Source organism: Actinacidiphila glaucinigra (genome assembly GCF_035918135.1).
Classification (GTDB): domain Bacteria; phylum Actinomycetota; class Actinomycetes; order Streptomycetales; family Streptomycetaceae; genus Actinacidiphila; species Actinacidiphila glaucinigra.
The window spans coordinates 8,066,243-8,088,307 of sequence record NZ_CP109144.1 but is presented as its reverse complement, the minus strand read 5'-3'; the positions used below and the strand labels follow the sequence as shown (position 1 = coordinate 8,088,307).

At 71.8% G+C, this 22,065-nt stretch carries 30 protein-coding genes and 1 pseudogene; 14 read left to right on the top strand and 17 right to left on the bottom strand.

Features of this window, described 5'->3' with window-relative positions; all coding sequences use genetic code 11:
* The first annotated feature begins 169 nt into the window (after window positions 1–169).
* The 3 genes from OIE69_RS36660 to OIE69_RS36650 all read left to right on the top strand — a co-directional run bounded on the left by OIE69_RS36660 (window position 170) and on the right by OIE69_RS36650 (window position 802).
* Window positions 170–346 carry an SDR family NAD(P)-dependent oxidoreductase gene (locus OIE69_RS36660; protein ID WP_326579052.1) on the top strand — a complete coding sequence of 59 codons (177 nt, stop codon included), beginning with the start codon at window positions 170–172 and terminating at the stop codon, window positions 344–346.
* Complete coding sequence (locus tag OIE69_RS36655) at window positions 337–534, top strand: SDR family NAD(P)-dependent oxidoreductase (protein ID WP_326579051.1); 198 nt, start codon at window positions 337–339, stop codon at window positions 532–534. The genes OIE69_RS36660 and OIE69_RS36655 overlap by 10 nt, the downstream gene beginning before the upstream one ends.
* 79 nt (window positions 535–613) lie before the next feature.
* On the top strand, window positions 614–802 hold the full coding sequence (locus OIE69_RS36650; protein ID WP_326579049.1) for an SDR family oxidoreductase: 189 nt from the start codon (window positions 614–616) through the stop codon (window positions 800–802).
* A gap of 6 nt (window positions 803–808) precedes the next feature.
* Here the strand turns inward: OIE69_RS36650 and OIE69_RS36645 are convergent, their stop codons facing one another.
* Window positions 809–1,075: a WhiB family transcriptional regulator gene (locus OIE69_RS36645; protein WP_326579047.1), complete on the bottom strand. Its 267-nt coding sequence runs from the start codon at window positions 1,073–1,075 to the stop codon at window positions 809–811.
* A gap of 386 nt (window positions 1,076–1,461) precedes the next feature.
* Between OIE69_RS36645 and OIE69_RS36640 the strand changes: the two genes are divergently transcribed.
* The 3 genes from OIE69_RS36640 (at window position 1,462) to OIE69_RS36630 (ending at window position 3,671) form a co-directional block, all read left to right on the top strand.
* Window positions 1,462–1,959 carry an Ohr family peroxiredoxin gene (locus OIE69_RS36640; protein WP_326579045.1) on the top strand — a complete coding sequence of 166 codons (498 nt, stop codon included), beginning with the start codon at window positions 1,462–1,464 and terminating at the stop codon, window positions 1,957–1,959.
* Between the two features lie 432 nt (window positions 1,960–2,391).
* Window positions 2,392–2,952, top strand: coding sequence for a DUF5994 family protein (locus tag OIE69_RS36635; RefSeq protein WP_326579044.1), 561 nt, complete (start codon window positions 2,392–2,394; stop codon window positions 2,950–2,952).
* Window positions 2,949–3,671 carry a hypothetical protein gene (locus OIE69_RS36630; protein ID WP_326581586.1) on the top strand — a complete coding sequence of 241 codons (723 nt, stop codon included), beginning with the start codon at window positions 2,949–2,951 and terminating at the stop codon, window positions 3,669–3,671. The genes OIE69_RS36635 and OIE69_RS36630 overlap by 4 nt, the downstream gene beginning before the upstream one ends.
* Window positions 3,672–3,985: 314 nt before the next feature.
* Here the strand turns inward: OIE69_RS36630 and OIE69_RS36625 are convergent, their stop codons facing one another.
* Both OIE69_RS36625 and OIE69_RS36620 read right to left on the bottom strand, forming a co-directional pair.
* On the bottom strand, window positions 3,986–4,483 hold the full coding sequence (locus tag OIE69_RS36625) for a DUF5994 family protein (protein ID WP_326579043.1): 498 nt from the start codon (window positions 4,481–4,483) through the stop codon (window positions 3,986–3,988).
* 184 nt (window positions 4,484–4,667) lie between these two features.
* Entirely contained in the window at window positions 4,668–5,504 is an 837-nt protein-coding gene (locus tag OIE69_RS36620; protein ID WP_326579042.1) for an SDR family oxidoreductase, read from the bottom strand.
* 107 nt (window positions 5,505–5,611) lie between these two features.
* Here OIE69_RS36620 and OIE69_RS36615 point away from each other — a divergent pair, with 107 nt between their 5' ends.
* Both OIE69_RS36615 and OIE69_RS36610 read left to right on the top strand, forming a co-directional pair.
* Window positions 5,612–6,067 (top strand): SRPBCC family protein, encoded by a 456-nt coding sequence (locus OIE69_RS36615; protein WP_326579041.1) that lies wholly within the window; start codon window positions 5,612–5,614, stop codon window positions 6,065–6,067.
* 25 nt (window positions 6,068–6,092) lie between these two features.
* Entirely contained in the window at window positions 6,093–7,715 is a 1,623-nt protein-coding gene (locus OIE69_RS36610; RefSeq protein ID WP_326579040.1) for a phytoene desaturase family protein, read from the top strand.
* Between the two features lie 12 nt (window positions 7,716–7,727).
* Here OIE69_RS36610 and OIE69_RS36605 read toward each other — a convergent pair whose 3' ends face one another.
* On the bottom strand, window positions 7,728–7,859 hold the full coding sequence (locus OIE69_RS36605; protein WP_326579039.1) for a hypothetical protein: 132 nt from the start codon (window positions 7,857–7,859) through the stop codon (window positions 7,728–7,730).
* Window positions 7,860–8,111: 252 nt separating this feature from the next.
* Between OIE69_RS36605 and OIE69_RS36600 the strand changes: the two genes are divergently transcribed.
* From OIE69_RS36600 to OIE69_RS36590, 3 genes are all read left to right on the top strand, one after another.
* A complete protein-coding gene (locus OIE69_RS36600) occupies window positions 8,112–8,588 on the top strand; it encodes a MarR family winged helix-turn-helix transcriptional regulator (RefSeq protein WP_326579037.1) in 477 nt (158 codons plus the stop codon).
* Between the two features lie 113 nt (window positions 8,589–8,701).
* Window positions 8,702–9,259: a hypothetical protein gene (locus OIE69_RS36595; RefSeq protein WP_326579035.1), complete on the top strand. Its 558-nt coding sequence runs from the start codon at window positions 8,702–8,704 to the stop codon at window positions 9,257–9,259.
* 41 nt (window positions 9,260–9,300) lie between these two features.
* On the top strand, window positions 9,301–9,774 hold the full coding sequence (locus OIE69_RS36590) for a hypothetical protein (RefSeq protein WP_326579033.1): 474 nt from the start codon (window positions 9,301–9,303) through the stop codon (window positions 9,772–9,774).
* A 370-nt stretch (window positions 9,775–10,144) separates the two neighbouring features.
* On the opposite strand, the gene OIE69_RS36585 is transcribed toward OIE69_RS36590, so the two are convergent.
* Both OIE69_RS36585 and OIE69_RS36580 read right to left on the bottom strand, forming a co-directional pair.
* Entirely contained in the window at window positions 10,145–11,284 is a 1,140-nt protein-coding gene (locus OIE69_RS36585) for a winged helix DNA-binding domain-containing protein (protein WP_326579031.1), read from the bottom strand.
* Window positions 11,285–11,441: 157 nt separating this feature from the next.
* Window positions 11,442–11,990: a transposase gene (locus OIE69_RS36580; protein ID WP_326579029.1), complete on the bottom strand. Its 549-nt coding sequence runs from the start codon at window positions 11,988–11,990 to the stop codon at window positions 11,442–11,444.
* 211 nt (window positions 11,991–12,201) lie between these two features.
* On the opposite strand from OIE69_RS36580, the gene OIE69_RS36575 reads away from it, so the two are divergent.
* The gene (locus OIE69_RS36575; RefSeq protein WP_326579027.1) at window positions 12,202–12,762 is read left to right on the top strand and encodes a hemerythrin domain-containing protein; all 561 of its coding nucleotides are present in this window, start codon (window positions 12,202–12,204) and stop codon (window positions 12,760–12,762) included.
* A gap of 73 nt (window positions 12,763–12,835) precedes the next feature.
* Here OIE69_RS36575 and OIE69_RS36570 read toward each other — a convergent pair.
* From OIE69_RS36570 to OIE69_RS36525, 10 genes and pseudogenes are all read right to left on the bottom strand, one after another.
* Window positions 12,836–13,275 (bottom strand): annotated as a pseudogene (locus OIE69_RS36570) (LLM class F420-dependent oxidoreductase); the annotation flags it as partial.
* Window positions 13,276–13,416: 141 nt separating this feature from the next.
* On the bottom strand, window positions 13,417–13,584 hold the full coding sequence (locus tag OIE69_RS36565; protein WP_326579025.1) for a hypothetical protein: 168 nt from the start codon (window positions 13,582–13,584) through the stop codon (window positions 13,417–13,419).
* A 45-nt stretch (window positions 13,585–13,629) separates the two neighbouring features.
* Window positions 13,630–13,845: a hypervirulence associated TUDOR domain-containing protein gene (locus OIE69_RS36560; RefSeq protein ID WP_326579023.1), complete on the bottom strand. Its 216-nt coding sequence runs from the start codon at window positions 13,843–13,845 to the stop codon at window positions 13,630–13,632.
* 23 nt (window positions 13,846–13,868) lie between these two features.
* A complete protein-coding gene (locus tag OIE69_RS36555) occupies window positions 13,869–14,102 on the bottom strand; it encodes a DUF6480 family protein (protein WP_326579021.1) in 234 nt (77 codons plus the stop codon).
* A 178-nt stretch (window positions 14,103–14,280) separates the two neighbouring features.
* Window positions 14,281–14,436 carry a DUF6131 family protein gene (locus OIE69_RS36550; RefSeq protein WP_326579019.1) on the bottom strand — a complete coding sequence of 52 codons (156 nt, stop codon included), beginning with the start codon at window positions 14,434–14,436 and terminating at the stop codon, window positions 14,281–14,283.
* Window positions 14,437–14,466: 30 nt separating this feature from the next.
* On the bottom strand, window positions 14,467–14,793 hold the full coding sequence (locus tag OIE69_RS36545) for a plasmid stabilization protein (protein ID WP_326579017.1): 327 nt from the start codon (window positions 14,791–14,793) through the stop codon (window positions 14,467–14,469).
* 121 nt (window positions 14,794–14,914) lie between these two features.
* Window positions 14,915–15,391, bottom strand: a complete 477-nt coding sequence (locus tag OIE69_RS36540) for a hypothetical protein (RefSeq protein WP_326579015.1) — start codon at window positions 15,389–15,391, stop codon at window positions 14,915–14,917.
* Window positions 15,392–15,420: 29 nt separating this feature from the next.
* Window positions 15,421–16,293, bottom strand: a complete 873-nt coding sequence (locus tag OIE69_RS36535) for a Rieske 2Fe-2S domain-containing protein (RefSeq protein WP_392567612.1) — start codon at window positions 16,291–16,293, stop codon at window positions 15,421–15,423.
* A gap of 95 nt (window positions 16,294–16,388) precedes the next feature.
* Complete coding sequence (locus OIE69_RS36530) at window positions 16,389–17,546, bottom strand: PP2C family protein-serine/threonine phosphatase (RefSeq protein WP_326579013.1); 1,158 nt, start codon at window positions 17,544–17,546, stop codon at window positions 16,389–16,391.
* 41 nt (window positions 17,547–17,587) lie between these two features.
* Window positions 17,588–19,312: a PP2C family protein-serine/threonine phosphatase gene (locus OIE69_RS36525; protein ID WP_392567696.1), complete on the bottom strand. Its 1,725-nt coding sequence runs from the start codon at window positions 19,310–19,312 to the stop codon at window positions 17,588–17,590.
* Window positions 19,313–19,496: 184 nt separating this feature from the next.
* Between OIE69_RS36525 and OIE69_RS36520 the strand changes: the two genes are divergently transcribed.
* Together OIE69_RS36520 and OIE69_RS36515 are read left to right on the top strand one after the other, a co-directional pair.
* The gene (locus OIE69_RS36520; protein ID WP_326579009.1) at window positions 19,497–20,150 is read left to right on the top strand and encodes a HemK2/MTQ2 family protein methyltransferase; all 654 of its coding nucleotides are present in this window, start codon (window positions 19,497–19,499) and stop codon (window positions 20,148–20,150) included.
* Window positions 20,140–20,355, top strand: a complete 216-nt coding sequence (locus OIE69_RS36515; RefSeq protein WP_326579008.1) for a CDGSH iron-sulfur domain-containing protein — start codon at window positions 20,140–20,142, stop codon at window positions 20,353–20,355. Before OIE69_RS36520 ends, OIE69_RS36515 begins: the two co-directional genes overlap by 11 nt.
* 518 nt (window positions 20,356–20,873) lie before the next feature.
* Here the strand turns inward: OIE69_RS36515 and OIE69_RS36510 are convergent.
* Entirely contained in the window at window positions 20,874–22,064 is a 1,191-nt protein-coding gene (locus tag OIE69_RS36510; protein WP_326579007.1) for a zinc-dependent alcohol dehydrogenase, read from the bottom strand.
* Window position 22,065 lies beyond the last annotated feature (1 nt).

The window sequence follows — 22,065 nt, the reverse complement described above, 5'->3', positions numbered from 1 at the left end:
TGGACGCCGCCGGGCGCGGCGCCGCGGCACAGTTCCGGCTTTCGCAGTACGACCGGACATCCACCGCATATGTGACATGAGTCCCATACGCGGCCATCCGGCCACCCCACTCCCCTGACGTACATTGTTCGACATGTGACGAACATCAAACCAAGATCAGGAAACCGCTATGACCGGTTCTGCCGACCGGCGCTCGTCCGGGCGCGCGGCGATCGTCACCGGCGCCAGCTCGGGCATCGGCCGGGCCACCGCCATCGCCCTGGCGGAGTCAGGGGCCCGGGTCCTGGGCGCGGGACGCCGCAAGGACGCGCTGGTCTGCGCGGACGGCGCCTCGACGTGCTGGTGAACAACCGGCGCCACGGCCGTCATGCGCTGGAGGGAACGGACCGCGGGGTGATCGAGAGGCTGTTCGCGCTCAATGTGACCGCGCCGAGCCTGCTCGCCCATGCGGCCCTTCCGTACCTGCGGGAGTCCTCGGGTTCCATCGTCAACGTCTCCAGCACGCCGCGACCAAGTGCGCACCGGAGCAGCTGACGCGCCCCTGGGCCCTGGAGCCGGCGCCCGAGGGAGTCCGGGTGAACGCGATCGCCCCCGGCCCGACCGAACGGACGTCATGGTCGCCGCGGGGCTCTCCCCCGAGGAGATCGAGTCGATGCTCGGCCGGGAACGCGACCGCATCCCGATGGGCCGTCTCGCCGGTCCCCGGGACGTGGCGGAGTGGATCCTGCGGGTCGCCGAGCCCATGCGGACGCACATGACCGGCCAGATCGTGACGGTCGACGGCGGGCTGGAACTCGCCTGATCCGGATCAGGCGGTGGCCTGCCGGCCCTTCCGCCAGCGTTCGACGTAGTCGCGCCGCCGGACCCTGCGCCGTTCCTCCTCCGTGGTCCCGCCCCAGATCCCGTCCAGGCCGCCGGCCGCCAGAGCCCACTGCAGACAGTGAGCCATGACCGGGCAGCGCAGGCACACGGCCTTGGCCTCCCCGGTCTGGGCCCTTCCCAGGCCGCTGCCGCTGACGGGGAAGAACAGCTCCGGATCCTCCTCGCGGCACGCCGCCTCATCACGCCAGTTCACGAAAACCTCCTCGTACGGACAGCCGGGCTCCCCGGCACACCCGCGAGCCGTGGCCGGCGGGACCCGTCGGCCGTCCGTGGCGGGGACTCCCCAGGGAGACCAGTGGATCGACGGGTGTGTGACGCCCGATATGCCGGGTCCGGGCACCCGGCGGGCCCCTCCCGGGCCAAGCCCCCGCATCGCCACGAGAGTTCACCGGAAATTCCCCGCCCGGAGCGTCACACGCGGATCGGCTGGCCGGTCAAAGTCGATGATCAGGTCCGGGCCTCTCCCCGGGACGACGAAGGACAGAGCATGCAGACCACTGTCACGAGCGGCAGGTGGACGCCCGCACGGGTCACAAGCCCCACGGCCGCCCGGAGCCTGCACCATGGAGAGGCACCACGATGAGCGAGCCGACCGACTGGCCCGGCCTGTCCACCGCCAAGGACTTCGACGGCCCGGCCTTCTCCCCCCTTTACACGACGACCGTGACCGTCGACGGCGGTGCGGTCAGCCACGGACGGGCCTCGGGCCGGGCCCGGTCGTCCGACGGCGCGCTGGACCTCACGCTGCGGCTCCCCGCCGAGCTGGGCGGGGACGGCGGTGGCACCAATCCGGAACAGCTGTTCGCCGCGGCCCTCGCCGCCTGCTTCCACGGCGCCCTCAGCCTGGTCGCCCGGCAGGCCGGGCGGAATCCCGCGACGATCGCGGTCGAGGCGTCCGTCGCCTTCGGGCGCGATCCCAGGGACGGCGGCTACCTGCTGCGAGCGGATCTGGTGATCACCTGGCCGGGGACGGACGCGGCGACCGCCGCTCCGTTGCTGAGGCGGGCGGACGCCTTGTGCCCCTACACGAAAATGCTGGCACTGGGGACGCCGGCCACGCTCACGCTCGCTCCCTGAGCCTCGGACGTAGCGCATGTCGCCTCGCGCCGCGGGCACGTCGCCGTGACGGTGACCCCCAGCCGGGCCCGCAGGAACGGGGGCGTCCGAGAAGGTCCACAGGCGTAACCGTTGAAGCAGGGCGCAGTCCGGCGCGTCCCACGGCGTGGTCATCGTGCGCCCGGCGATGTAGGACCGGTACCTGTGAGTGGCACGCCGGTTCACCCCGGCGGAGGGCCCGGACGCTCGGAGAGCATCGGGGCGGTTGCACGGGCGCAGGCCGGGGCCGGTGCCCTGCCGGCAGGATGCGCAGAACCGCGGGCCCCGTCGGGTCCCCGGCGGAGTAGGCTGAAGACACCAGGAGCACTTCGTACACGGGCCCCATGCCGGTGTCGTTCCCGGCGAACGGCCATCTCGGGCAGGCGGGAACGCTCCCGGAGTCAGGTCCGTGTCATGAACATCATCCTCGATCGCCCACTCGTCGCTGATGGGCAGGATTACTCACCACCCGCACCGCCGCCTCGGCTGGCACTGAAGCCTGCCAATGCTGCCCCGGGTCTGCTGGACGGAGCCTGGTGGCCTCGTTCTCGCGATCTCACCCGCGAACTCCCGGCCCTGATCGACACACTGGACCGCTGCTGGGCGCGGGTGACCCGGGTCGCGGTGCACCCCTCGCTCTGGCCCGTGATCCCTCACAAGGTGCCCGCCTCAGGACATGTCGTCCACGTCGGCTGGTTCGACGAGCAGGACGCGAACAAACTGCTGCTGCTCTCCTACACCACCGGCCGCCTCGATCTGTTGGTCATACCGCCGGAATGTGATCTGGCCGCAGCGGCCCGGCTGATGGCAGCCGCGGCCGACCCACGGTGCCGGCGCACCGCGAGCGGCATCATGGCGGACGACGAATGCCTCACCGTTCGCAGAGGCGAAGCGGACTGGGAGGCGGAAGGCGGAGCCCCGTCCTCGGCCGGTACGGCCGCGATGGCGGTCCACGCGGGAGGGATGTGGGCATGATGACGATCCTCGTCGGCCTGGCCGTGCTCCTCGCGATGATCGCCGTGGGCACCTTCCTGATCCGTGCGCTCAACGAGCGCCACGACCAGCGGATCGCCGCTTTCCACTACGGCGATCTCCTTCCGTACCGCCGCCGGACCGTCGCCGTCCCGGAAGGAAGCGCAGGCGACTCCGCGAACTCACCGGCCGCGACGGTGCCGGAGGAACCGCGACGCGAAAGCGGTCGTCTGATGCGAACCTCAGGTTCGACGGCAGTGAGCGCGCAGCGACCCGCACGGCTGCTGGCCTCGCCTCGTCGGGTGACCGTTGCGGACCGCCCGCCGTGCGTGGCGCCCAGCGTGCGAAAGGCGCCTCGGACCGCGCTCGCCGAGGTCCGCATCGTCGCCGCGTCCCCCGAGGCCGCCCGCCAAGTCGCTGAGACGCTTCGGCGGCACTTCGCGGGTACGGAACAGCGCAGCTACCCGGCGGCTCCCGAAGGCGGCACCCGCCTGCACCTCACGGTCGACACCGCTCGGGCCCCCGGAGCCGTGGCGTCGTTCCAGTCCGGAGCGGGCACGGGCCACCCGTCTCCCACCGGCCGTCCGCACGAGGGAGAGATTCCGCCTCGGCCGGCGTCGGCGAGCGGCGATGACACGGGTGACGCGGCGGAGATCCGCAAGCGGGCGGGCACCGCCCGGGCCCGCCGGGCCGACTGGCCGCCGGCAACCGCCTGGGGGTGATGTACGGCCCGCGTCCCGGGCCGACAGGCGGCTGCGGCGGGCGAACCCGGCCCGCCCGGCTTCACCGCGGGGCCCCGACCGGCGACGGACCGTCGGTCGGGGCCCTGTTGGGGTTTCCCTCCCGGCGATCCGCGACGGCGCGGTCGTCCGCGGGTGTCTCAGCGTCGAGGCTTCGGCAGCGGTAGCCTTGAAAGCGAACTGGTGCACTCTCACGTGCGGCAGTTTGGAAGGGGCGGCCCTGGCGTGTGAATGCGCCGGGGCCGTTTGCGTTCGGGCAGGGCTCCCGCACCCGGGGTGGGGAGGGGAGGGGAGGGTCATCGTCCCTTCACTCGCCGTGGAGGATCCGGATCGGTGCCCGTGTCGATGAGGATCTGTTCGGCCCCTTTGACGTTGCCGGCCTCTACCGCCTCGGCCATCGCGGCACGCGCCGTGTCGGGGGTTGTCTGCGGCGGGACGACCAGCAGGGAGAAGTGGTCCCGCTCGCCGCGGGTGATCAGGACCGTGTCGTCACCGACGGCGAAGGAGTCGATGTGCACGACCCGGTCGTCGATGGTCAGGCGCGTGGGGAGTTCGTCCCAGGCGCTCGCGTCCAGGCCGACACGCGAGATGGGGCCCAGATAACGGACCAACTCGGTGATCAGGCTGGGAAGCTCCGCGACGACGTCGCGGGAACGCGGCCACCACGCACCGTCGAGGATGCCCTGGCGGTCGTGGGTCGTCTCCAGCCTCAGCAGTGCCGTGCCGGGTCTCACTTCTCGCTGGACCTCATCCGGGAGGAGTTCGGGAGGGTTCGGGGTGTCGGAGTCGACCATGGTGTCTCGCTCGTCTCAGGCGGCCCGCCCAGCACGCCCATTCCCCGATGCCCGACCGGCTCGGCTGTCCGCAGGCGTTGCTCCCTGTCGTCTTCACCGTACTCCCACACCGGCAGGCCGACCCGATCCGTGCCCGCCGTGCCGCGGCGCCGGGCCCTGCCGCCCGAGCTTCGTGGACGCCCGGTCACCGTGCGGCGTCCTCGGCGCTGTCGTCGCGCCGTTCCAGGGCGCCCATCGCCTGGCGGGCCCGCCAGGCGACCAGGCCGGGCAGGAGTGTGCGCACCGCTTGGACGCCGCGCAGCCATGGCTGCACGTAGACGGCGGGGGCGCGGTGCTCGATGCCGCGGACGAGCCGTTCCGCCGTGGACTCGGCGGGGTACGTGCGGCTCGCCGGCCAGGGCATCAGCGCCCTCAGCTCGCGCAGGTCCGCGCGGTACCTGGGGTCGCGGATCATCTCGGTGTCCGTCCAGCTCAAGTAGGCGATGCCCACCGCGACGCCGCGGTGGGCCACCTCCGCGCGCAGGGAGTGCGTGAAGGCCTCTACCCCTGACTTGGAGGCGCAGTAGGCGGACATCAACGGGGCGGCGCCGATCGCCGCGAGCGAGGAGACCTGCAGGTAGTAGCCGCGGGTGGCCAGCAACTGCGGGAGGAAGGCCCGGGCGGTCAGAGCGCTTCCGACGAGGTTGACCTCGACGATCCTGCGCCAGGTCGCCATGGAGGACTCCCCAAAGGGGGCCGCGGAGGCGATACCGGCGTTCGCAACGACCACGGAGGCGGGCCCGAACTGCTCCGTCACCTCCTCGCCGGCACGGCGCAGCGCGGCCTCGTCCGTGACGTCGAGGCACCACGCCCGCGCCGCACCGGGCACAGCGGCGGCCGCCGACTCCAGTTCCCCCGGTTCCAGTCCGAGCAAGGCGACGCGGGCGCCTCGGACCGCGAGGAGGTGCGCCACCGCCCGCCCGATGCCCCGGGAAGCGCCGGTGACCACGGCCGTACGTCCCAGCAATGGCGAGCCGGTCACCTTGGTCCTCCAAGTACGCGAGGTAACTACGCAGAAACGCCCATAACGACCGTAACCGAGGGCAGGAGAGTAGGCGTGCGGTGAACGCCAAGACACCGGAGGCTGTCATGGCAGTACGGCACAGGCTGGTAGGCGCCGCGCCGGAGAACGTATGGGCCGTCCTGGCAGACGGTGAGCGTTACGGGGACTGGGTCGTGGGTCCGTCGTCGTCCCGGCACGGCGAAGGCGACTGGCCGGCGGTCGGTTCCCGCATCGAGTACACGGTGCCGCTGGGCCCGGTGAAGCTGACCGGCGAGACGATCGTGCGGATCTGCCGGCCTCCGCTGCAGCTGGAACTGGAGGCCTTCAGCGGATGGCTCGGCTCCGCGCGGATCGCCATCGAACTGCGCCCATGGGGTGAGGGCACGCTGGTCATCGTGGACGAGCATCCGCTGCGCGGCCCCGGGGGCCTGTTCCACAACGCCGCATTCGACGCCCTGCTCCAGGTACGCCACCGCAGCATGCTCAGCCGGCTGGCCGACGCCGTGGAAGAGGACGGGACACGCAAAGGCGCGGACGGCTGAACGGCGCGGACGACGGGAGGCATCCATGGCGGACGCGGTCGTGATCGGCGCGGGGCCCAACGGCCTGGTCGCCGCCAACCTGCTGGCCGACGCGGGATGGAGCGTGGAGGTCCTCGAGGCGCAGGACGAGCCAGGCGGCGGGGTCCGCTCCGGGCGGGACGTCCATCCCGCGTTCGTCCACGACCTGTTCAGCTCCTTCTATCCCCTCGCGGCCGCCTCCCCGGTCATGCGCGGGCTCGACCTGCACCGGGAGGGCCTGCGGTGGAGCCATGCGCCGGCTGTCGTCGCCCATCCGCTGCTCGACGGCCGCTGCGCGGTGCTGCACCGGCGTGCAGTCGACACCGCCGCGGTCCTCGACGCGGACGCCGACGGTGACGGCGCGGCATGGCTCCGGCTGTGCACGGCTTGGGAGCGCCTCGGCGACGACCTCATCGACGCGCTGTTCACGCCGTTCCCCCCGCTGCGTCCGGGACTGCGGCTCGCGGCTCGACTGCGCGCGGGTGGCGGGCTGCGCATGGCACGCACCCTCGTGCTTCCCGTGCGCCGGCTGGGCGAGGAGGAATTCCGGGGCGAATTGGGCCCGCTCCTGCTCGCCGGCAACGCGCTCCATGCCGATCTGGCCCCGGAAGCCGCGGGGAGCGGGGGATTCGGCTGGCTCATGGCCATGCTCGGGCAGACCTACGGCTTCCCCGTGCCCGCAGGCGGCGCAGGAGCGCTCACGGCCGCCCTCGTCGGCCGGCTGCGCAGGCGCGGCGGGACACTGCGGTGCGGGGCACGGGTGACCGAGGTCGTGGTGCGCTCCGGCCGGGCGGTGGGGATCCGTACCGCCGACGGCGACGCGGTACCGGCCCGCCGCGCCGTGCTCGCCGACGTGTCCGTGCCCAGCCTGTACGGGCAGCTGCTGAGCCGTGACGAACTGCCGGACCGCGTCTGGGACGACCTGCGCCGCTTCCAGTGGGACTTCGCGACCTTCAAGGTGGACTGGGCCCTGGACGGCGCGGTGCCGTGGTCGTCGCCCGAGGCAGCGCAGGCGGGCACGGTGCACCTGGCCGAAGGGGTCGACGAACTCACGCAGTTCGCCGCGCAGATCGCCATGGGGCAGGTACCCGAGCGACCCTTCCTCCTCTTCGGGCAGATGACCACGGCGGACGGGTCGCGCTCCCCTTCCGGGACGCAGTCCGCGTGGGCGTACACCCACCTCCCCCACCGTGTCCGCGGCGACGCGGGCGGGGCGGGCATCACCGGCACCTGGACCCGCGCCGACCAGGAGCTGATGGCCGACCGGGTCGAAGCGCAGGTGGAGCGGTACGCACCCGGCTTCCGTTCGCTCGTCGCCGCCCGCCGGGTCCTCGCGCCACCGCAGCTCGAGGCCTACGACGCCAACCTCCACGGCGGTGCCATCAACGGCGGCACCGCGGCCGTGCACCAGCAGCTGGTCTTCCGTCCCCTCCCGGGCACGGGACGGCCGGAGACGCCGATCGCCGGACTCTTCCTGGCGTCCGCCGGAGCGCATCCGGGCGGTGGGGTCCATGGCGCCCCTGGCGCCAACGCCGCTCGTGCCGCGCTGCGCTCCCGTTCACCCAGCCGCCTGCTGAGCGGAGCACAACGGGCCCTGACGCGCCGCGGCCGCACGGGCCGCGCCTCCTGAGCCACGTGTCCTTCAAGCCTGGGTGAGGCGGGCGCAGGCCGCCGCGACCCCGCGGAGGGCCGCCGGTGCGCGCCGGAGCAGGCAGCACTGGACGCGGACGCCGTCGCCGGTCTCGAGGAGTCCGGGGGCGTCCTGTGCGGGCATCAGGTCGCCGTTGTCCTCCAGGGCTTCGCGTACCTGGTCGAACAGGGCGCGCGCGGACCACGGCCTCGGCCGGGGCGGGTTCCCATGGACACCGGGTGGATCAGCAGGCCGTCGGCTCTCTCGCGGGCGGCCCGCCACGTGGCCGGGGTACTCACAGCGAGGACCTGGTTCTTCGAGTGACGCCTCCCTCAGCGCCCACCACCAGAATGTGCGGCTTTCAAGTGGAATCGGCACGCTGGATATGATGGCGAAATGGAGAAGGGCAAGAGCGACGAGTGGCTTACCCGTGACGAGCAACAGGCCTGGCGCACCTACCTGGACGTCGGCACGCTGCTGCTCAACCAGCTCGGACGGGACCTGGAGCCGTTCGACCTGACCATCAACGACTACGAGATCCTCGTGAACCTCTCGGAGTCGCCCCAGCGCCGCATGCGGATGAGCGACCTGGCCCGCGCCACCCTCCAGTCCAAGAGCCGGCTGTCGCACCAGATCGGCCGCATGGAGAAGGCCGGCCTGGTCCGCCGCGAGAACTGCGAGTCCGACCGGCGCGGGCTGTTCGCCGTCCTCACCGAGGACGGCTGGGAGACCATGCGCAAGGTCGCCCCGCACCACGTCGCCGCCGTGCGGGAGCACTTCATCGACCTGCTCCCCACCGAGGACCAGACGGCCCTCCGCACAGCACTCGCCCCGGTCGTCGAGCACCTGCGCGCGGAGCGCGGCACCGCCTGAGGGGTCACCGGCACCACACCCGATAATTGCCCGCACAAGTGGCGTTTTGGACATCGGGCCCGGGGCAGGCGTCGGGGTGAGGGGGGTTCCGTGAGTGCTAGGGAGTCGACCCCATGTCAACAGGGACACTTCTGGCGATCATCATCCCCGTGGTGGTGATACTCGCCCTGATCGCGGTGGCGTCCACCCTCTACGTACGCCACCGGCGCCTGAAGGAACGCTTCGGCCCGGAGTACGACCGGACGGTCGAGGGCGCCGACAGCCGCAGGGACGCCGAGCGGGACCTGTCCGCGCGCGCCAAGCGTCACGACTCGCTGGACATCAAGCCGCTGCCGAGCGGCGTCCGTGACCGCTACGCGCGGGAGTGGACCAGCGTCCAGGAGGAGTTCGTCGACCGGCCCGAGGACGCCGTCCACGACGCCGACAGCCTGGTGGCCTCCCTGATGCGCGACCGCGGCTACCCGACCGAGGGCTTCGACCAGCAGGTCAAGGACCTGTCGGTGGAGCACGGCCAGACCCTGGACCACTATCGGGCGGCCCACGAGGTCAACAACCTCAGCACCCGGCACGAGGCCACCACCGAACAGCTGCGCGGAGCGATGGTCCACTACCGCGCCCTGTTCGACGAGCTGCTCACCGACGGCGGTGGGCGGCGCCACGCCCGGGCCTGACGGAGGGCTCCCCGAACACCGATCTGGAAAGGCGGAGAACGATGGAACGCGAACGCGTCTCCCGCGGAAGCGGCCTGGCCACAGAAGACCTCGCAGAGACCCACGCACCCGCCGGCCCCCCGCAGGACCGCCCGGAAGCGGCCTCCAGGGCACCGGAGTACCCGGGCGAGAGCACCGGAACACGGGGCGAGGCGCCTCCGGAGGAAATGGCGGGGACTCCCGCCCAGGAGAGTGCGGAGGATGAGACTCCGCAGCTGCTGGGCTCGCAGGACCAGGAGAACTTCCGCGGCCGCTGGCAGCAGATCCAGAGCGAATTCGTGGACGACCCACGGGATGCCGTGCACGCCGCCGACGAGTTGGTGGCGGACGTCATGCAGAAACTGGCATCGACGTTCGCCCAGCACAAGGGGGACCTCGAAGGCCAATGGACCCGTGGCGAGCAGGTGAACACGGAGGACCTGCGCACAGCGCTCCGGCGCTACCGGTCCTTCTTCAACCGCCTGCTGTCCACCTGAGTCAGGCGCGGCGGGACGCTGCCGACGCAGCGTCCCGCCCGTCGCTGTCCCGCTGCCGGTGCCGGGCCTAGAAATCCTCCAGGCCCGTTCCCCGGCGCTTTTCGTGCGGCGGAGTCTTCAGCTGCTCCGGGTCCCGCCCCTCCTCGTCCGCGCAAGGCGCTCCAGATTCACGGGTGGCCTGCTCACCCGGTTCCTCATCCGGGCCCCGGCGGGTCGGGCGGGTCTGCTTCTCCGGTTGCCCCATGCCGGCTCCTCCCTTCTCAGGTAAGCGGCATTTCAGACTTGATGCTGCAAACCCCCATCATAGGCACAAGGGGCAAAGCCCAGGTGGGTGCTCGCGTGACCGTGGCCCACGGCGTCGGCGGGACGATCAGCCCTTGACGAACCGGCTCTCGACGCCGGGAAACCCCTTGTCCCACCAGTGTCCATAGCGCCGGTACACGAGCGGGTCACGCTCGGCCAGCAGAGTCCAGAGCTTCGCCGCCTCCCCTGCCAGGCCCTGCCAGGCGGCCTTGCCGAGCTTGCGGAATGCGGTCAGCTCCAGGCCGTCACCGGTCGCGCGCCACACGCCGGCGACCTGCCCGTCGACGAGCAGGCACGGCAGGGTGTCACCGTTGCGCCGTGCGATCAGCGGCCGGTACTCCACGGGCACGACCCGTCCCGCGCCCGCGTGGGCCAGCAGGATGCTGTCCCACATGGGGAGCAGTCTCGGCGGCGCCGGCGTGTCCTCGTCCGGCACGGTGGCGCCCACGAGGTCGTACAGGGGGGCGCGGCCGGGGCCCGCCACCCGCACCACCTGGTCGCCGAGCCCCTGCAGCGCCTTGGTGATGACGGAGCGCTGCAGCAGCGTGAAGCGTGCGAAGTCCTGGGTGGAGCCGGGCCCGAAGGCGCGCAGGTACGACAGCAGCAACTGCCGCACCCCGGCGTCCGCCTCCTCGGGCGTCGGTGCGGGGACCGCGTCGGCGGCACGGTAGGTGTTCGGCTGGGTGAACGACCAGGGGCCGCCGGCCGGCACGTGGTGCAGCGGGGCGTATGTGCGCAGCGCCCACCACACCCGGTGCGCGTGCTCGCCGAACCGTCCCGTGACCTCGTTCTCGACCTCGGCGCCGACGCGGGGCCGGGCGAGGAAACCGGCGAGGTCGGGGAGCGTCGCGTCGGCGTCTGCGGGATCCAGACCGGTTGAGCCGAAGCGGCGGTCGTGCAGGCGTGCCGCCCGCAGCGTGCGCACCATGGCTGCGTGGTGGGCGGCATGGTCGTCGGTGTGGACGGCGTGCAGAGTGATCCGCATCAAGGTCGCCTTCACTATGCGGCGGTCCGTGAACGCCGCGTCGAGGTCCTCGGGCGCGAAGTCCTCGACGCGGTTCCACAGCGCCACGTACGGGGAGGCCGGAGCCTGCGCCTGCAGGGCGCAGACCCGGCGAACCGCCTCGGCCACGTCGAGGCGCCGGCGCTCGAGCAGGAGCTGACGGTCCAGGGTGGCGAGGGCGAGTTGCCGCACGGTGAGGCTCATGGCCGGATCATGCCACCACGGTCCGACACTCCATCGCGGGCTGGGCCACATGCGGGGCGCAGACCCCCGTCGTCGCGTTCCGCCGACACCCGGATGCGCGGGGCCGTGCACGGCCAGGTCGGGTCCGCCCACGTCGAGCGCCTCCGACAGGAGGCGATCACCAGGGAACGGGGGGCTCTCCGGGGGTTCCCGCGGCGCGGGTGCCGGCCATGGGCGAGGAGGGCGTGAGCGCCACCCGTACGGTGCTCGGGTCCCGCGGCAACCGCTCGAGCGACCTGGCGGTCGGACCCGTCCGCGAGCCTTCGGGCCCTCGGCCGTCCGGCTCGGTGAGGACACCGCGAGGCGGCCTGTTGAAGCCTGCTCTGTTCCGTGCCCGCACGGTGCGCCGATGGGCCCGGTCGACGTCGGCGTCGACGCTGAGGTCCCAGGTGATCACGTCCTTCGCCTCCGCCCGGGCCTGGAGCCGGACGGAGACCCGCTGCCATGTGCCGTCCCTCTGCCAACGGCGGAACAGGTCGTACACCCGGCCCCATGGGCCGTACCGTTCGGGCACGTCCCGCCAGGGCACACCGGTGCGGATCCGGAATCGTATGCCGTCGATCAGCTGCCGCCGGGTCCATGTCGCCGGCCGACCGACCTTCTTGCGCACGGGCAGCAGGGGCTCCAGCAACGCCCACTGCTCGTCCGTCAGATCTCCACGAGCCACAAATCAAGATCATTTCATACCGGGATCCGCGGGTGCGACACACCAGTCGTGCTTGTCCGGTTCTCCGGCGCCCCGTCCCCGCCGGCCGGGGTCCACGCGCAGGCACCGCCGCCCGGACGGCAGACGGACAGGGGGCGTGCCCCGCGTGGGACTGGGAAGCCGCTCCGAAGAAGACCGTCGACCGCACACCAACCCGGAAGGGAGTCATGTGATGGGACACGGCGGAAACGTCATCGCCGAACTCACAGCCGACCACCGCGAGGTCGAGGAGTACTTCGCCCGCCTCCAAGCCCTGCCCGCGGGCGACAAGGAACGCCGTAGCGTGCTCGACGAGTGCACCATCGAGCTCGTGCGGCACTCGGTGGCCGAGGAGATGTACCTGTACCCGGCCGTCCGGAAGCACCTGCCCGGCGGGGACGCCCTGGCCGACAAGGAGATCCGGGAACACGCCGAGGTCGAGCAGGTCCTCAAGGACCTGGAGGACCTCGACATCGACGACCCCCGCTTCGACCGGATGGTGCAGAAGCTGGTCACCGACGTCACCGAGCACGTCCGGGAGGAGGAGCAGCAGCTCTTCCCGGGCCTGGCGCAGGCCTGCTCGCCCGAGCAGCTCGCCGAACTCGGCGATCAGGTCCGGCGGGCCAAGAAGGTCGCCCCGACCCGGCCGCACCCCAGCGCCCCGGACACCCCGCCCGGCAACAAGCTCCTGGCACCGGGGACCGGTCTGGTGGACCGGGCCCGCGATTTCATCACCGGCCGCGGCAGGTCCTGACGCGTTCGGCCACCTCCGGGCCGCTCGGACGGGAAGCCGTCCGAGCGGTCCTTCGCGGCGCGGATCGGCGGTGTCAGAGTTCGCGCAGCGCGGGCAGGAGGGTCTTCTCGGCCCAGTCGAGCAAGGCCGACTGTGAGTCGCCGCCGACCTGGACGAGGGCGATTTCTGTGAACCCGGCCTCGTACGGGCGGACCGCCTCCACGAAGAGTTCCGGGTCGTCCCCGCAGGGGATGGACTGCCCGACGTCCTCCGGGCGCACGTTCTCGCCGGCCGAAGCGAAGGCTGCCGTACCGGGCAGGTCCCACGGCTTCGCCGACTCCACGTCGAAGTGCTCGCCGCGGTGGTCGACACGACCTCCGCCGAACAACGCCCGGATGACCTCCACGGCCTCGGCGAGCATCTCGTGGCGGACGTCCCCCGCCGGCCATCCCCGCCCACCACCTGTTCGTTGAGGTTCTCCCCCGAGCCCAGCCGGGGCCGGACGTCCGCCCGGTCGATCACCGCGAAAACGGCACCGTCCACGTGTGTGCGACGCGGGATCGGGGGCAGCCGGATCCTGCGGTGAGGCAGTCGCATGGTGGGCGAACGCCCCGGACGCCGGGTCCCCCCTCCCGGCGTCCGGGAACACCTCTCGTCCCCGGGGCCGCCCGGGCCTCAGTCGGGGGGTTCCTGCGGCGGCAGGTCACGCGGCGCGTCGGGGACATCGTCCCCGGGCCGCTTCCGTTCCGCGACGCCGGGATCGCGCCCGCGGTCGTGCCGCAGATCCTGCTGGTCCTTCGCGGACGGGGCCGTCATCTCGACCGCGTCTTCGAATGCGTCCACGGCGTCGCTCCGGTCGTCCCGCCCCCGGGTCTTCCCCGCCACGCCTCACCGCGCCTCGCCCAGGGACCCCGGCTTGTGCACCGCGGAGCGCCCTGACTTGCCGCTCTCCACCTCGAACTGCGGTTCCTCGCTGGAGGCGTCGACCGTTCGGCCCGCCGCCCGGGTCCGTTTGGTGATCTTCTTCGTGACCTTCCCGGTCACCTTCTGGCCGTGGCTCTTCCACGACACCTCTTCGCCCTTGCTCAGATCGCGCTCGACCATGGAATCCTCCTCGGCGAAGGGGGCTACGTGGAGAGTGCGACGATCATGGCGATCACTCCCGCGAGGAAGATCGCGACGACGCAGAGGATCAGCACCAGTGGCGTGAAACCCCAGGCCTTGCGCAGTTCCGGGCGCTCGGGGAGGGATATGCCTTCGGTGGTGCTGCTTTCCCCCGGGGGAGTCTCGGTGGGCGGCACCTTGTGTTCGGTTCCCCCCTGTGCTGCCGCGGAACGGTTGCCCTCATGCGGCGTGCTCATGGCGCACCTCCCGGAGGACGCGAGTCAGTGCATCTGCTGGGCCTCTGCCCGGTTCCCGACCCGGGAAACGGAATCAGGTCATCCGAGATCGTGGGCGACCACGCGCAGGTCAGCGACCAGCCCGGCGTGCATCTCCTCTCGTATCCGCCATGGGGAACGCCTACCCCGGGGCCCCGGCCTACCAGTAGTGCTTGCGCCCGCCGACGCTGTGCCCCACGGCGCCCAGCACCCAGAGCACGAGGCCGATGACGACCAGGATGATCCCGATGGTCCACAGGATCGAGATCCCGGTGAGGAAACCGATGATGAGCAGGATGATGCCGAGGATGAGCATGATGTCCTCCGCTGGTTGACCCGAGTGCGCTCAGCTGTCGCCGAGGACGCGCTGGAGTTCGGCCTTGTTCATGTGGGAGCGACCGTCGACGTTGCGGCGCTTGGCCTCGGCGTAGAGCTGGTCGTAGGTGGGCCCCTGGGAGCCCTTGCCGGAGCGTTGTCCGCCGCGCCTGCCCGAGGACATGTCCTCGATGGACGAGCGGCTCGCGGTCTTGGACTCGCCCGCCCGCGCGCGCTCCTTGTTGACGGTACGGGCCGCGATCTCCTCGGCCCGCTTCTCGCTCTCGCCCCGGTCCTTGGCGCTCTCCTTGATGTGCTCGTACTGCCGCTCACGCTTGCGGCTCGACCCTGCGGGCATACGGTTCACCCCATTTGCTCATGTAGGTCATACGTGACGGCTACCCCGTACGGGCGGATCATCACACTTTTCACTCGGGTGGCCTGACGGCGAAAGAGGTCACAGCCGTCGCGTCCCGGCATCAGCCCAGGCCGGCGCCGACCGCTTCGCGGCGTACGGTCTCGACCGTGTCGATCTGCTCCCGTGCGCGGTCCAGCAGGGTGTGCAGCCGGTCCTCGTCGAGGTCCTTCTTCGGCGTGAGGGACAGCAACGACTGCCACAGCAGGCTCTTGCCCTCGATCCCCAGGCGCAGCGCCTCGAGTTCGATGACCGTGCTCAGACCGGAGCGCCGGGTGACCCGTCCGTTGAGCTTGAGCAGGCGCGCCTTCTCGGCGAGCCAGCCCGCATAGACCTTGTGGCGCCGCGCGGGTACGTCGAGCGTGGCCATCAGGTCGAGGAGGCTCTGCCGGTCCTCCTCGATCTCGTCCGCCACGCGCCGCAGTTCGTCGCCGTGCGACGAGGAGCGATGGCGGTCGGCGAGGTGCCGCGAGATCAGCTGTCCGGTGGTGGAACCGGCCAGATGGTCGTTCATGTAGATCTCGAGAGCTTGCTGACTCATGACAGCTCCTCCTCGTGACGCAGGGTGGCTCAGGTCTCGGCCAGCCGGACTTCCACCTGCCCGCCAGCGGATATCCGGCACTCGAAGCGGGGTTGCGGCGCCGTTGCCGGTCCCTGGACGTTCGCGCCGTCCGAGAGGCGGAACTGGCTGCCGTGCCAGGGGCATTCGAGGCAGCCCTCGAGGACCTTGCCCTCGTGCAGGGGGCCGTTCATGTGGTTGCAGCGGTCGGCCAGGGCGTGGAACCGCCCGTCGTCCTCCCGGACCACGACCACCGCCACCTCGTCCGCCATCCGCCGCACCGGCTCGCCGAAGGGGAAGTCCTCCGGCACGCCGACGCGGTGCCAGCCGGGCTCGACCAGCACGGGCACCGCCTCCGCGTGGTTCACGCCGGCGCCCTGCCGGAAGGCGAGGTGGCCGCCGAGCACCCCGCCCGCCGTGGCCAGCGCCATCCCGCCGAATCCGAGGGCCCGGCCGAGCACGGGCCGACCCTTGATCCGGTACGCGAGTGATGCGGCGTAGGCGGTGACGGCGGCGATGTTGGCGGTCGCGTGGACGAGGCCCACACGGGCCTGCCGGGGACGCTGCTCCGCCCAGTCCACCCATCCGGCGAGGGCCGCCGGAACCGCGGAGACCAGGCCCAGCGCCACCAGACGGCGCGCGGCGCGACTCTCGCCGGGGAGCAGGTCGAGTATCCCGGCGGAGGTCCAGGCACCGATCGGCACCTGGACCAGCACCGGGTGCACCGGGTGGCCGAGCCACAGGCCGCGCAGCACGTCGCGCCCCCGCCCCAGGGGGAGGGCGCGTACGGCCCTGCGGACGCCCGCGGCCGTACTGTCGAGCCACTCCTGCTCCTCCAGGGTGTCCATCGCCGCGGGGAGGGCGGCGTTCGGAGAGCCCTGCATTTGGTTCGTAAGCCTCATAAGCCTCATATGGAGCGGCTTTCCTCCTCACTCCATGACAAACCCGGCGCATTCGGCCATGCGGCGGCCGCGCTGCTCTACGCGCGCCAGTCCAGGCACAGGATCGAGGCGTCGTCCTCCAGGTGACCGTGGCAGGCGACCGACACGGCGGACGTCATCGTCTCGACCACTTCACGGGCGTGCTCGGCGGCGGAGTCGCGGAGCATGGCGGCCAGGTCCACACCCCGGGCCCGGCGCTCCTGCATGCCGTCGGTGTAGAGCACGAGCCGGTCGCCGGCGCGCACGTCGATCTCCTGAACGCGGTGGGGAGCCGGGGACGGGACTCCGAAGGGAAGGTCGATGTCGAGGCGCAGTTCGTCGACCCTTCCGTCGCGCAGACGCAGGGGCCAGGGATGCCCCGCGTTGACCAGTTGGCAACCGGATCCGTCCAGGGCGACGCGTACCAGCTGCCCCGTGGCCAGCCCGTGACTGCCGTGTTCCAGGATCGCCTCGTGCATCTGGCGGGCCTGTTCCGCCAGGTCGCACCCGGCGCGGCGGGCGCGGCGGGAGGCGTTCACCACGATGGTGGCCAGCAGGGCCGACTTGATGTCGTGCCCCATCGCGTCGGTGATCGACATGTGGAGCGTTTCCTGGTCCAGGGTGAAGTCGTAGGTGTCGCCGCCGATGGAGTCCGCGGGCACCAGCGCCCCGGCGACGGTGAACTCGTTCTCCGTGCAGCAGGAGGCCGTGGGCAGCAACTGACGCTGGATCTCGGCCGCCAGGGTCATCTGCGTCGTGCGCTTGCCCCAGTGGTAGAGGTCGGTGAACCGGCGGTCGGTGACGACGATGTACGCCAGCGCGTGCGCGGCCTCGCCGACCTGCTCCAGCACGTCGTCGGCGGCGTCGGACAGGGTGAGCTCCAGCACCCCGATCGTGTCACCCCGGTTGGTGACGGGCGCGATCACCCGCTCACCCGCTCCGTCGCCGGGGACCCGCGTCACCTGCTGGCTGCGCAGGACGTCGTGGTACACGCTGCCGTGCAACGGAACCTGATCGGCGCTTCCGCCCTGCTGTGACTCCACGTCCCCGCCGACCCGCACCATCCTCTGGCCGACGACGTCGGGGAGCAGCAAGGACACCGACCGGGCTCCGAAACGCTCCCGCAGGTTGCGCGCCACGACTTCCAGGGACCTCACCGGCGAGGCCTTCTCCACCGCCGCGAGCAGGTCGCCGAGTCCGAGCTGATCATCCACCATGGCCTCCCTCGCTCCCCGGACTCCTTCCCACCCCGGCCGCTTCACTCACGGGGCGGCGGCGTGCGCAGGGCGAGGAAGGCCACGTCGTCGTCGTTGTCCTGGGGACGGACCCGGTTGAGCAGCGAGTCGCTGAAGGAGTCCAGGGGCCGCCGGGCCAGGGACGCGGCATGCTTGCGGAGCTGGTCGAGGCCCACGTCGATGGAGTGCCGGACCGACTCGACCAGTCCGTCGGTGTACAGCACGAGGGTGGCCGCCGGGGGCAGGGTGACGGCGGCGTCCTGACGCGGTCTGTCGGTGCCTGTGCCGAGCAGGATGCCGTGGCCCTCGGTGAGGAAGCTGGTCCGCCCGTCGTAGGTCACCAGGAGCGGCGGCGGATGCCCGGCGTTGGTCCACTGCAGTCGCCACAGCCCGTCGTCCGCGCTGGTGAGCCGCGCGAAGACCATGGTCGCCATGGGTACTTCGGCGGTGTGCATGACGGCCTGGTCGAGGCGCGTGACGACGTCGCTGGGTGACTCGGGATCCGACCAGGCGAAGGCCCGCAGCATGTTCCGGACCTGCGCCATGCCGCCGGCGGCGTCGAGGTCGTGTCCGACGACGTCGCCTATGGCCAGTGCGGTGGCACCGTCCGTGAGCGGGAACGCGTCGTACCAGTCGCCGCCGACCTGTGAGGCCTGCGGGGCGGGGACGTACCTGGCGGTCATCTGCAGCCCGGGGATGGCGGGCATCTGGGGCAGCAGGTGGCGCTGCATCGTCTCGGAGACCTTCCGCTGCCTCTGGTAGAGGCGGGCGTTGTCCAGCGCCAGGCCCGCCCGGCGGGTCACGTCCTCCAAGAGCGGCAGGTCACCGGCGGTGAAGCCGTCCAGGCGTTCCGACCGACCCAGCGTGAGCGCTCCGAGCGTGTCGCGGAGGCCGCGGATCGGAGCGATGGCCGCGGAATGCATGCCCGTCTCCTCGAAGAGCCGGTGCTGCTCGACGGCGATGCCGGAGTCCGGCGGGCCGTGGTACGTGGAAGCAGTGGCGACGGTGGACGCGGCGCCGCGCAGCGCCCGGGACAGCGGCATCGGGGATTCCTGCGGGAGCGGAGGCATCGGTCCTTGCAGGTCGGCACGCTCCACCAGGAGGCCGTCCTTGTACTGGACGACGAGGGCGCGCCGCACCTCGTCGCTCTCGGTGAGCAGGTCGACGACCGCCCAGTCCGCCAGCAGCGGCACGGTCAGGGCGGCCAGGCGGTGCAGCGCGTCTTCCACGTCCAGGGTCGAGGTGAGCTGGGTGGTGGTCTCCGCGAGCAGGGCCAGGCGCTCCAGCTCCGAGAGCGCCGTCGACGGAGCCTCCTCGCGGGAGTCCGCGGCTTCCTTCCGCTGGTAGAGCATGACCAGAGCCCCCGACCTCCCCAGGCCCAGGGCGTAGGGCGTCAGGAACCAGGAGAGCCCGAGCAGACTGCCGTCACCGCGGGCGAACCACCCCACATCGCTGTGCCTGGTGCGCTCCGCCAGAAGGGCGTCGCGCATGTCGCAACGGGAACGCGGCAAGGTGCGGCCGTGACTGTCACGGTGCAGCAGGTCGTGGGCGTCCTGGCCGAGCAGGTCCACGGCGGACCGCTGCAGGAGGGCCAGCGCGGCGTCGTTGGCCGCTGCGATCACCCCCTCGCCGTCCACGACGTAGGCGGGCGCCATGACGCCTTCCAGCAGACCCTCGGGCACCGCGGGAACACGTGCCCGGGGCCCGTTCAGAAAGGGCGATCCGGCGCCCGGCATGACGGCGTCCATGTCTCCCGTCCTCATGTACGACCTATCCACGCTGGCTACCCGCGCCCCCAGGATCCCATGCGGTCGGCTCGCGCACTCGCCGACGGGAAGCGCGATGGCGACGTCGTGGCATGTGGGGGGAGGCGGCATAGGAGCCGACGCGTCGGGCGATGTTAGTTCGCACACCGTGGGGTATCCGAGCGTTATGTGGCTTTTGTGCCCACCGGGCGTGTACCGCCCCCAGGATGACACGCTCCTCCTCGAAGACGCGCTGAAGCGGGAGCGTCTCGCCGACGACGTCGATGTCCTCGATCTGGGGACGGGGACCGGCGCGCTCGCGCTGGCCGCCGCGGAGCGCGCCGCGCAGGTGACCGCCGTGGACGCCTCGGTGCGCGCGGTCTGCACCACATGGCTCAACGCCCGCCTCCACGGCCTGCGGGTCAGGGTGCTGCGCGGCGACCTCACGACGCCCGTGACGGGCTCCCGCTTCGGTCTGATCATGGCCAATCCCCCGTACGTGCCGTCTCCGCGAGCCGAACTCCCGGCCCGGGGACGCGCCCGGGCGTGGGACGCGGGGTCCGACGGCCGCGCGCTGCTCGACCGTGTCTGCTCGGACGCGCCACCACTGCTCAGCCCGGGAGGGGTCCTCCTCCTGGTCCACTCCGGTCTCTGCGGCGCGGAGAGCACCCTGGGCAGGCTGCGTCGCGCCGGGCTGCGGGCCGCGGTCACCGAGCGCCGGTACGTCCCCTTCGGACCGGTGCTGCGCGACCGGTCGGCGTGGCTGGAGGCGCGAGGACTGATTGCTCCTGGCGAGGAGAAGGAAGAGCTGGTGGTGATCCGTGCCGAACGTGACCGGTGAACCCCCACCGACGCGCGTGACGGTCACCCGCGACGGTCCGATCCTGATCGAGGGTCCCGTCGAGGTGGTCCTGGACGACGGTCGCGTCATGCGTTCCGATCGCTTCGTCGTGGCCGTCTGCGCCTGCCGTCGCAGCCGCACGTACCCGTGGTGCGACACCAGCCATCGCCGGCGCACCCGGACGGCCCCGGCTCCCGACGACTAGGCGAACCGGCTCCGGGCCAGGACCCGGGCGGGCGGGCGCCGGTCCCGTTCGCCGAACACGTCCAGAACCCGCCGCGCGCCGGGTCGAAGCGGTCGACGGGCCGGCTTGCCGCTCGTACGCGCTCAGCGGCGATCGCCCGCCGCGGCCGGTTCCGATGGCCGGCCCGTGCTCGGCGGCCGCAGCGTGACGAGCCCGCGGGTGCACAGTTCCCGCACGACTCGGAGCAGCACGTCGCTCTCGTCCAGGCCACATGCCGCCCATTCCGCACGCGGGACGGGCGGCGCGTCCCCCGTGGACACCTCCCGTGGCCGCGGGACACAGGGAGCCGGCCGATCGGTTTCCTCATCGCACTCCCGCCGTATCGCCATCACGGAGCCCCATGATGCGACGACCGGGTGAACTCGGCGCGGAGGTCATCGTGGCCGGCAGCAGGACGACCCCTGCGCAGGTGAGGCCCGTGCGACCCGGCCGAGCAGGTGGCCACGTCGCTCGGCGCCCCGCCTGGGTGATCGCGGGCGTCACGGGACCATGAGGACCTTGATGGCGCCGTCGGCCTTCTTCTGGAACATGTCGTAGGCCTGCGGTGCCTGCTCCAGCGGGACGTGGTGCGTGGCGAAGCCGTCCACGCCGAGGGGGTCCTCGTCGGTCAGCAGCGGGAGGATCTCGTCGCTCCAGCGCCGGACGTTGGCCTGGCCCATGCGCAGCTGGATCTGCTTGTCGAACAGCGTCAGCATCGGCATCGGGTCGGTCATGCCACCGTAGACGCCGGTGACCGAGATCGTGCCGCCTCGCCGGACCAGTTCGATGGCCAGGTGCAGGGCGCCGAGGCGGTCGACGCCCGCGGTCCGCATCAGCTTGGCCGCCCAGGCACGCGGGAGCAGGCCGGCGGACTGCTGAACCAGCTTGCCGACGGTGCTGCCGTGCGCCTCGGTGCCCACGGCGTCGATGACGGCGTCCGGGCCGCGCCCGTCGGTGGCGTCCCGGACGGCCCTCACGAGCTCGTCCTGGTCCTCGTACTCGTCGAGGCTGAAGACCTGGGCACCGTCGTGGCGCGCCCGGGTCAGCCGCTCCGGTACGTGGTCGATGCCGATGACCTTGCCCGCGCCCAGGTGGCGAGCCACGCGGCAGCACATGTCGCCGATCGGCCCCAGGCCCAGGACGGCCACGCTGCCGCCCTGCGGGACGTCGGCGTACTTCACCGCCTGCCACGCCGTGGGCAGGACGTCGGAGAGGTAGACGTACCGGTCGTCGGGCGGGCCGTCCGGGACCTTGATCGGCCCGAACTGGGCCTGCGGCACGCGCAGGTACTCGGCCTGGGCGCCGGGGACGCTGCCGTACAACTTGGTGTAGCCGAAGAGCTCCGCACCGCTTCCGTATTCGGTGACCTGGGTCGTCTCGCACTGCGTCGGCAGGCCCTCACGGCACATGTAGCAGGTGCCGCAGGCGATCTGGAACGGCACCACGACGCGGTCGCCGGGCGAGAGGTCGTCGACCTCGGAGCCGGTCTCCTCGACGATACCCATGGGTTCGTGCCCGAGGATGTCCCCGGGCGTCATGAAGGGGGCGAGGACCTCGTACAGATGCAGGTCCGAGCCGCACAGTCCGGTCGACGTGATGCGCACCACCGCGTCGGTCGGCTCCTCGATCCGTGGGTCGGCCACGGTGTCGACCCGTACGTCGTGCTTGCCGTGCCACACGGTCGCCCGCATG

Bases quoted from the DNA above. Each gene is read 5' to 3' on its own strand.
- OIE69_RS36660 (WP_326579052.1), top strand. From the start codon at position 170: ATGACCGGTTCTGCCGACCGGCGCTCGTCCGGGCGCGCGGCGATCGTC.
- OIE69_RS36650 (WP_326579049.1), top strand. From the start codon at position 614: ATGGTCGCCGCGGGGCTCTCCCCCGAGGAGATCGAGTCGATGCTCGGC.
- OIE69_RS36640 (WP_326579045.1), top strand. From the start codon at position 1,462: ATGAGCGAGCCGACCGACTGGCCCGGCCTGTCCACCGCCAAGGACTTC.
- OIE69_RS36635 (WP_326579044.1), top strand. From the start codon at position 2,392: ATGAACATCATCCTCGATCGCCCACTCGTCGCTGATGGGCAGGATTAC.
- OIE69_RS36630 (WP_326581586.1), top strand. From the start codon at position 2,949: ATGATGACGATCCTCGTCGGCCTGGCCGTGCTCCTCGCGATGATCGCC.
- OIE69_RS36625 (WP_326579043.1), bottom strand. From the start codon at position 4,483: ATGGTCGACTCCGACACCCCGAACCCTCCCGAACTCCTCCCGGATGAG.
- OIE69_RS36615 (WP_326579041.1), top strand. From the start codon at position 5,612: ATGGCAGTACGGCACAGGCTGGTAGGCGCCGCGCCGGAGAACGTATGG.
- OIE69_RS36610 (WP_326579040.1), top strand. From the start codon at position 6,093: ATGGCGGACGCGGTCGTGATCGGCGCGGGGCCCAACGGCCTGGTCGCC.
- OIE69_RS36605 (WP_326579039.1), bottom strand. From the start codon at position 7,859: ATGCCCGCACAGGACGCCCCCGGACTCCTCGAGACCGGCGACGGCGTC.
- OIE69_RS36600 (WP_326579037.1), top strand. From the start codon at position 8,112: ATGGAGAAGGGCAAGAGCGACGAGTGGCTTACCCGTGACGAGCAACAG.
- OIE69_RS36595 (WP_326579035.1), top strand. From the start codon at position 8,702: ATGTCAACAGGGACACTTCTGGCGATCATCATCCCCGTGGTGGTGATA.
- OIE69_RS36590 (WP_326579033.1), top strand. From the start codon at position 9,301: ATGGAACGCGAACGCGTCTCCCGCGGAAGCGGCCTGGCCACAGAAGAC.
- OIE69_RS36585 (WP_326579031.1), bottom strand. From the start codon at position 11,284: ATGAGCCTCACCGTGCGGCAACTCGCCCTCGCCACCCTGGACCGTCAG.
- OIE69_RS36575 (WP_326579027.1), top strand. From the start codon at position 12,202: ATGGGACACGGCGGAAACGTCATCGCCGAACTCACAGCCGACCACCGC.
- OIE69_RS36560 (WP_326579023.1), bottom strand. From the start codon at position 13,845: ATGGTCGAGCGCGATCTGAGCAAGGGCGAAGAGGTGTCGTGGAAGAGC.
- OIE69_RS36555 (WP_326579021.1), bottom strand. From the start codon at position 14,102: ATGAGCACGCCGCATGAGGGCAACCGTTCCGCGGCAGCACAGGGGGGA.
- OIE69_RS36550 (WP_326579019.1), bottom strand. From the start codon at position 14,436: ATGCTCATCCTCGGCATCATCCTGCTCATCATCGGTTTCCTCACCGGG.
- OIE69_RS36545 (WP_326579017.1), bottom strand. From the start codon at position 14,793: ATGCCCGCAGGGTCGAGCCGCAAGCGTGAGCGGCAGTACGAGCACATC.
- OIE69_RS36540 (WP_326579015.1), bottom strand. From the start codon at position 15,391: ATGAGTCAGCAAGCTCTCGAGATCTACATGAACGACCATCTGGCCGGT.
- OIE69_RS36535 (WP_392567612.1), bottom strand. From the start codon at position 16,293: ATGCAGGGCTCTCCGAACGCCGCCCTCCCCGCGGCGATGGACACCCTG.
- OIE69_RS36530 (WP_326579013.1), bottom strand. From the start codon at position 17,546: ATGGTGGATGATCAGCTCGGACTCGGCGACCTGCTCGCGGCGGTGGAG.
- OIE69_RS36525 (WP_392567696.1), bottom strand. From the start codon at position 19,312: ATGGACGCCGTCATGCCGGGCGCCGGATCGCCCTTTCTGAACGGGCCC.
- OIE69_RS36520 (WP_326579009.1), top strand. From the start codon at position 19,497: ATGTGGCTTTTGTGCCCACCGGGCGTGTACCGCCCCCAGGATGACACG.
- OIE69_RS36510 (WP_326579007.1), bottom strand. From the start codon at position 22,064: ATGCGGGCGACCGTGTGGCACGGCAAGCACGACGTACGGGTCGACACC.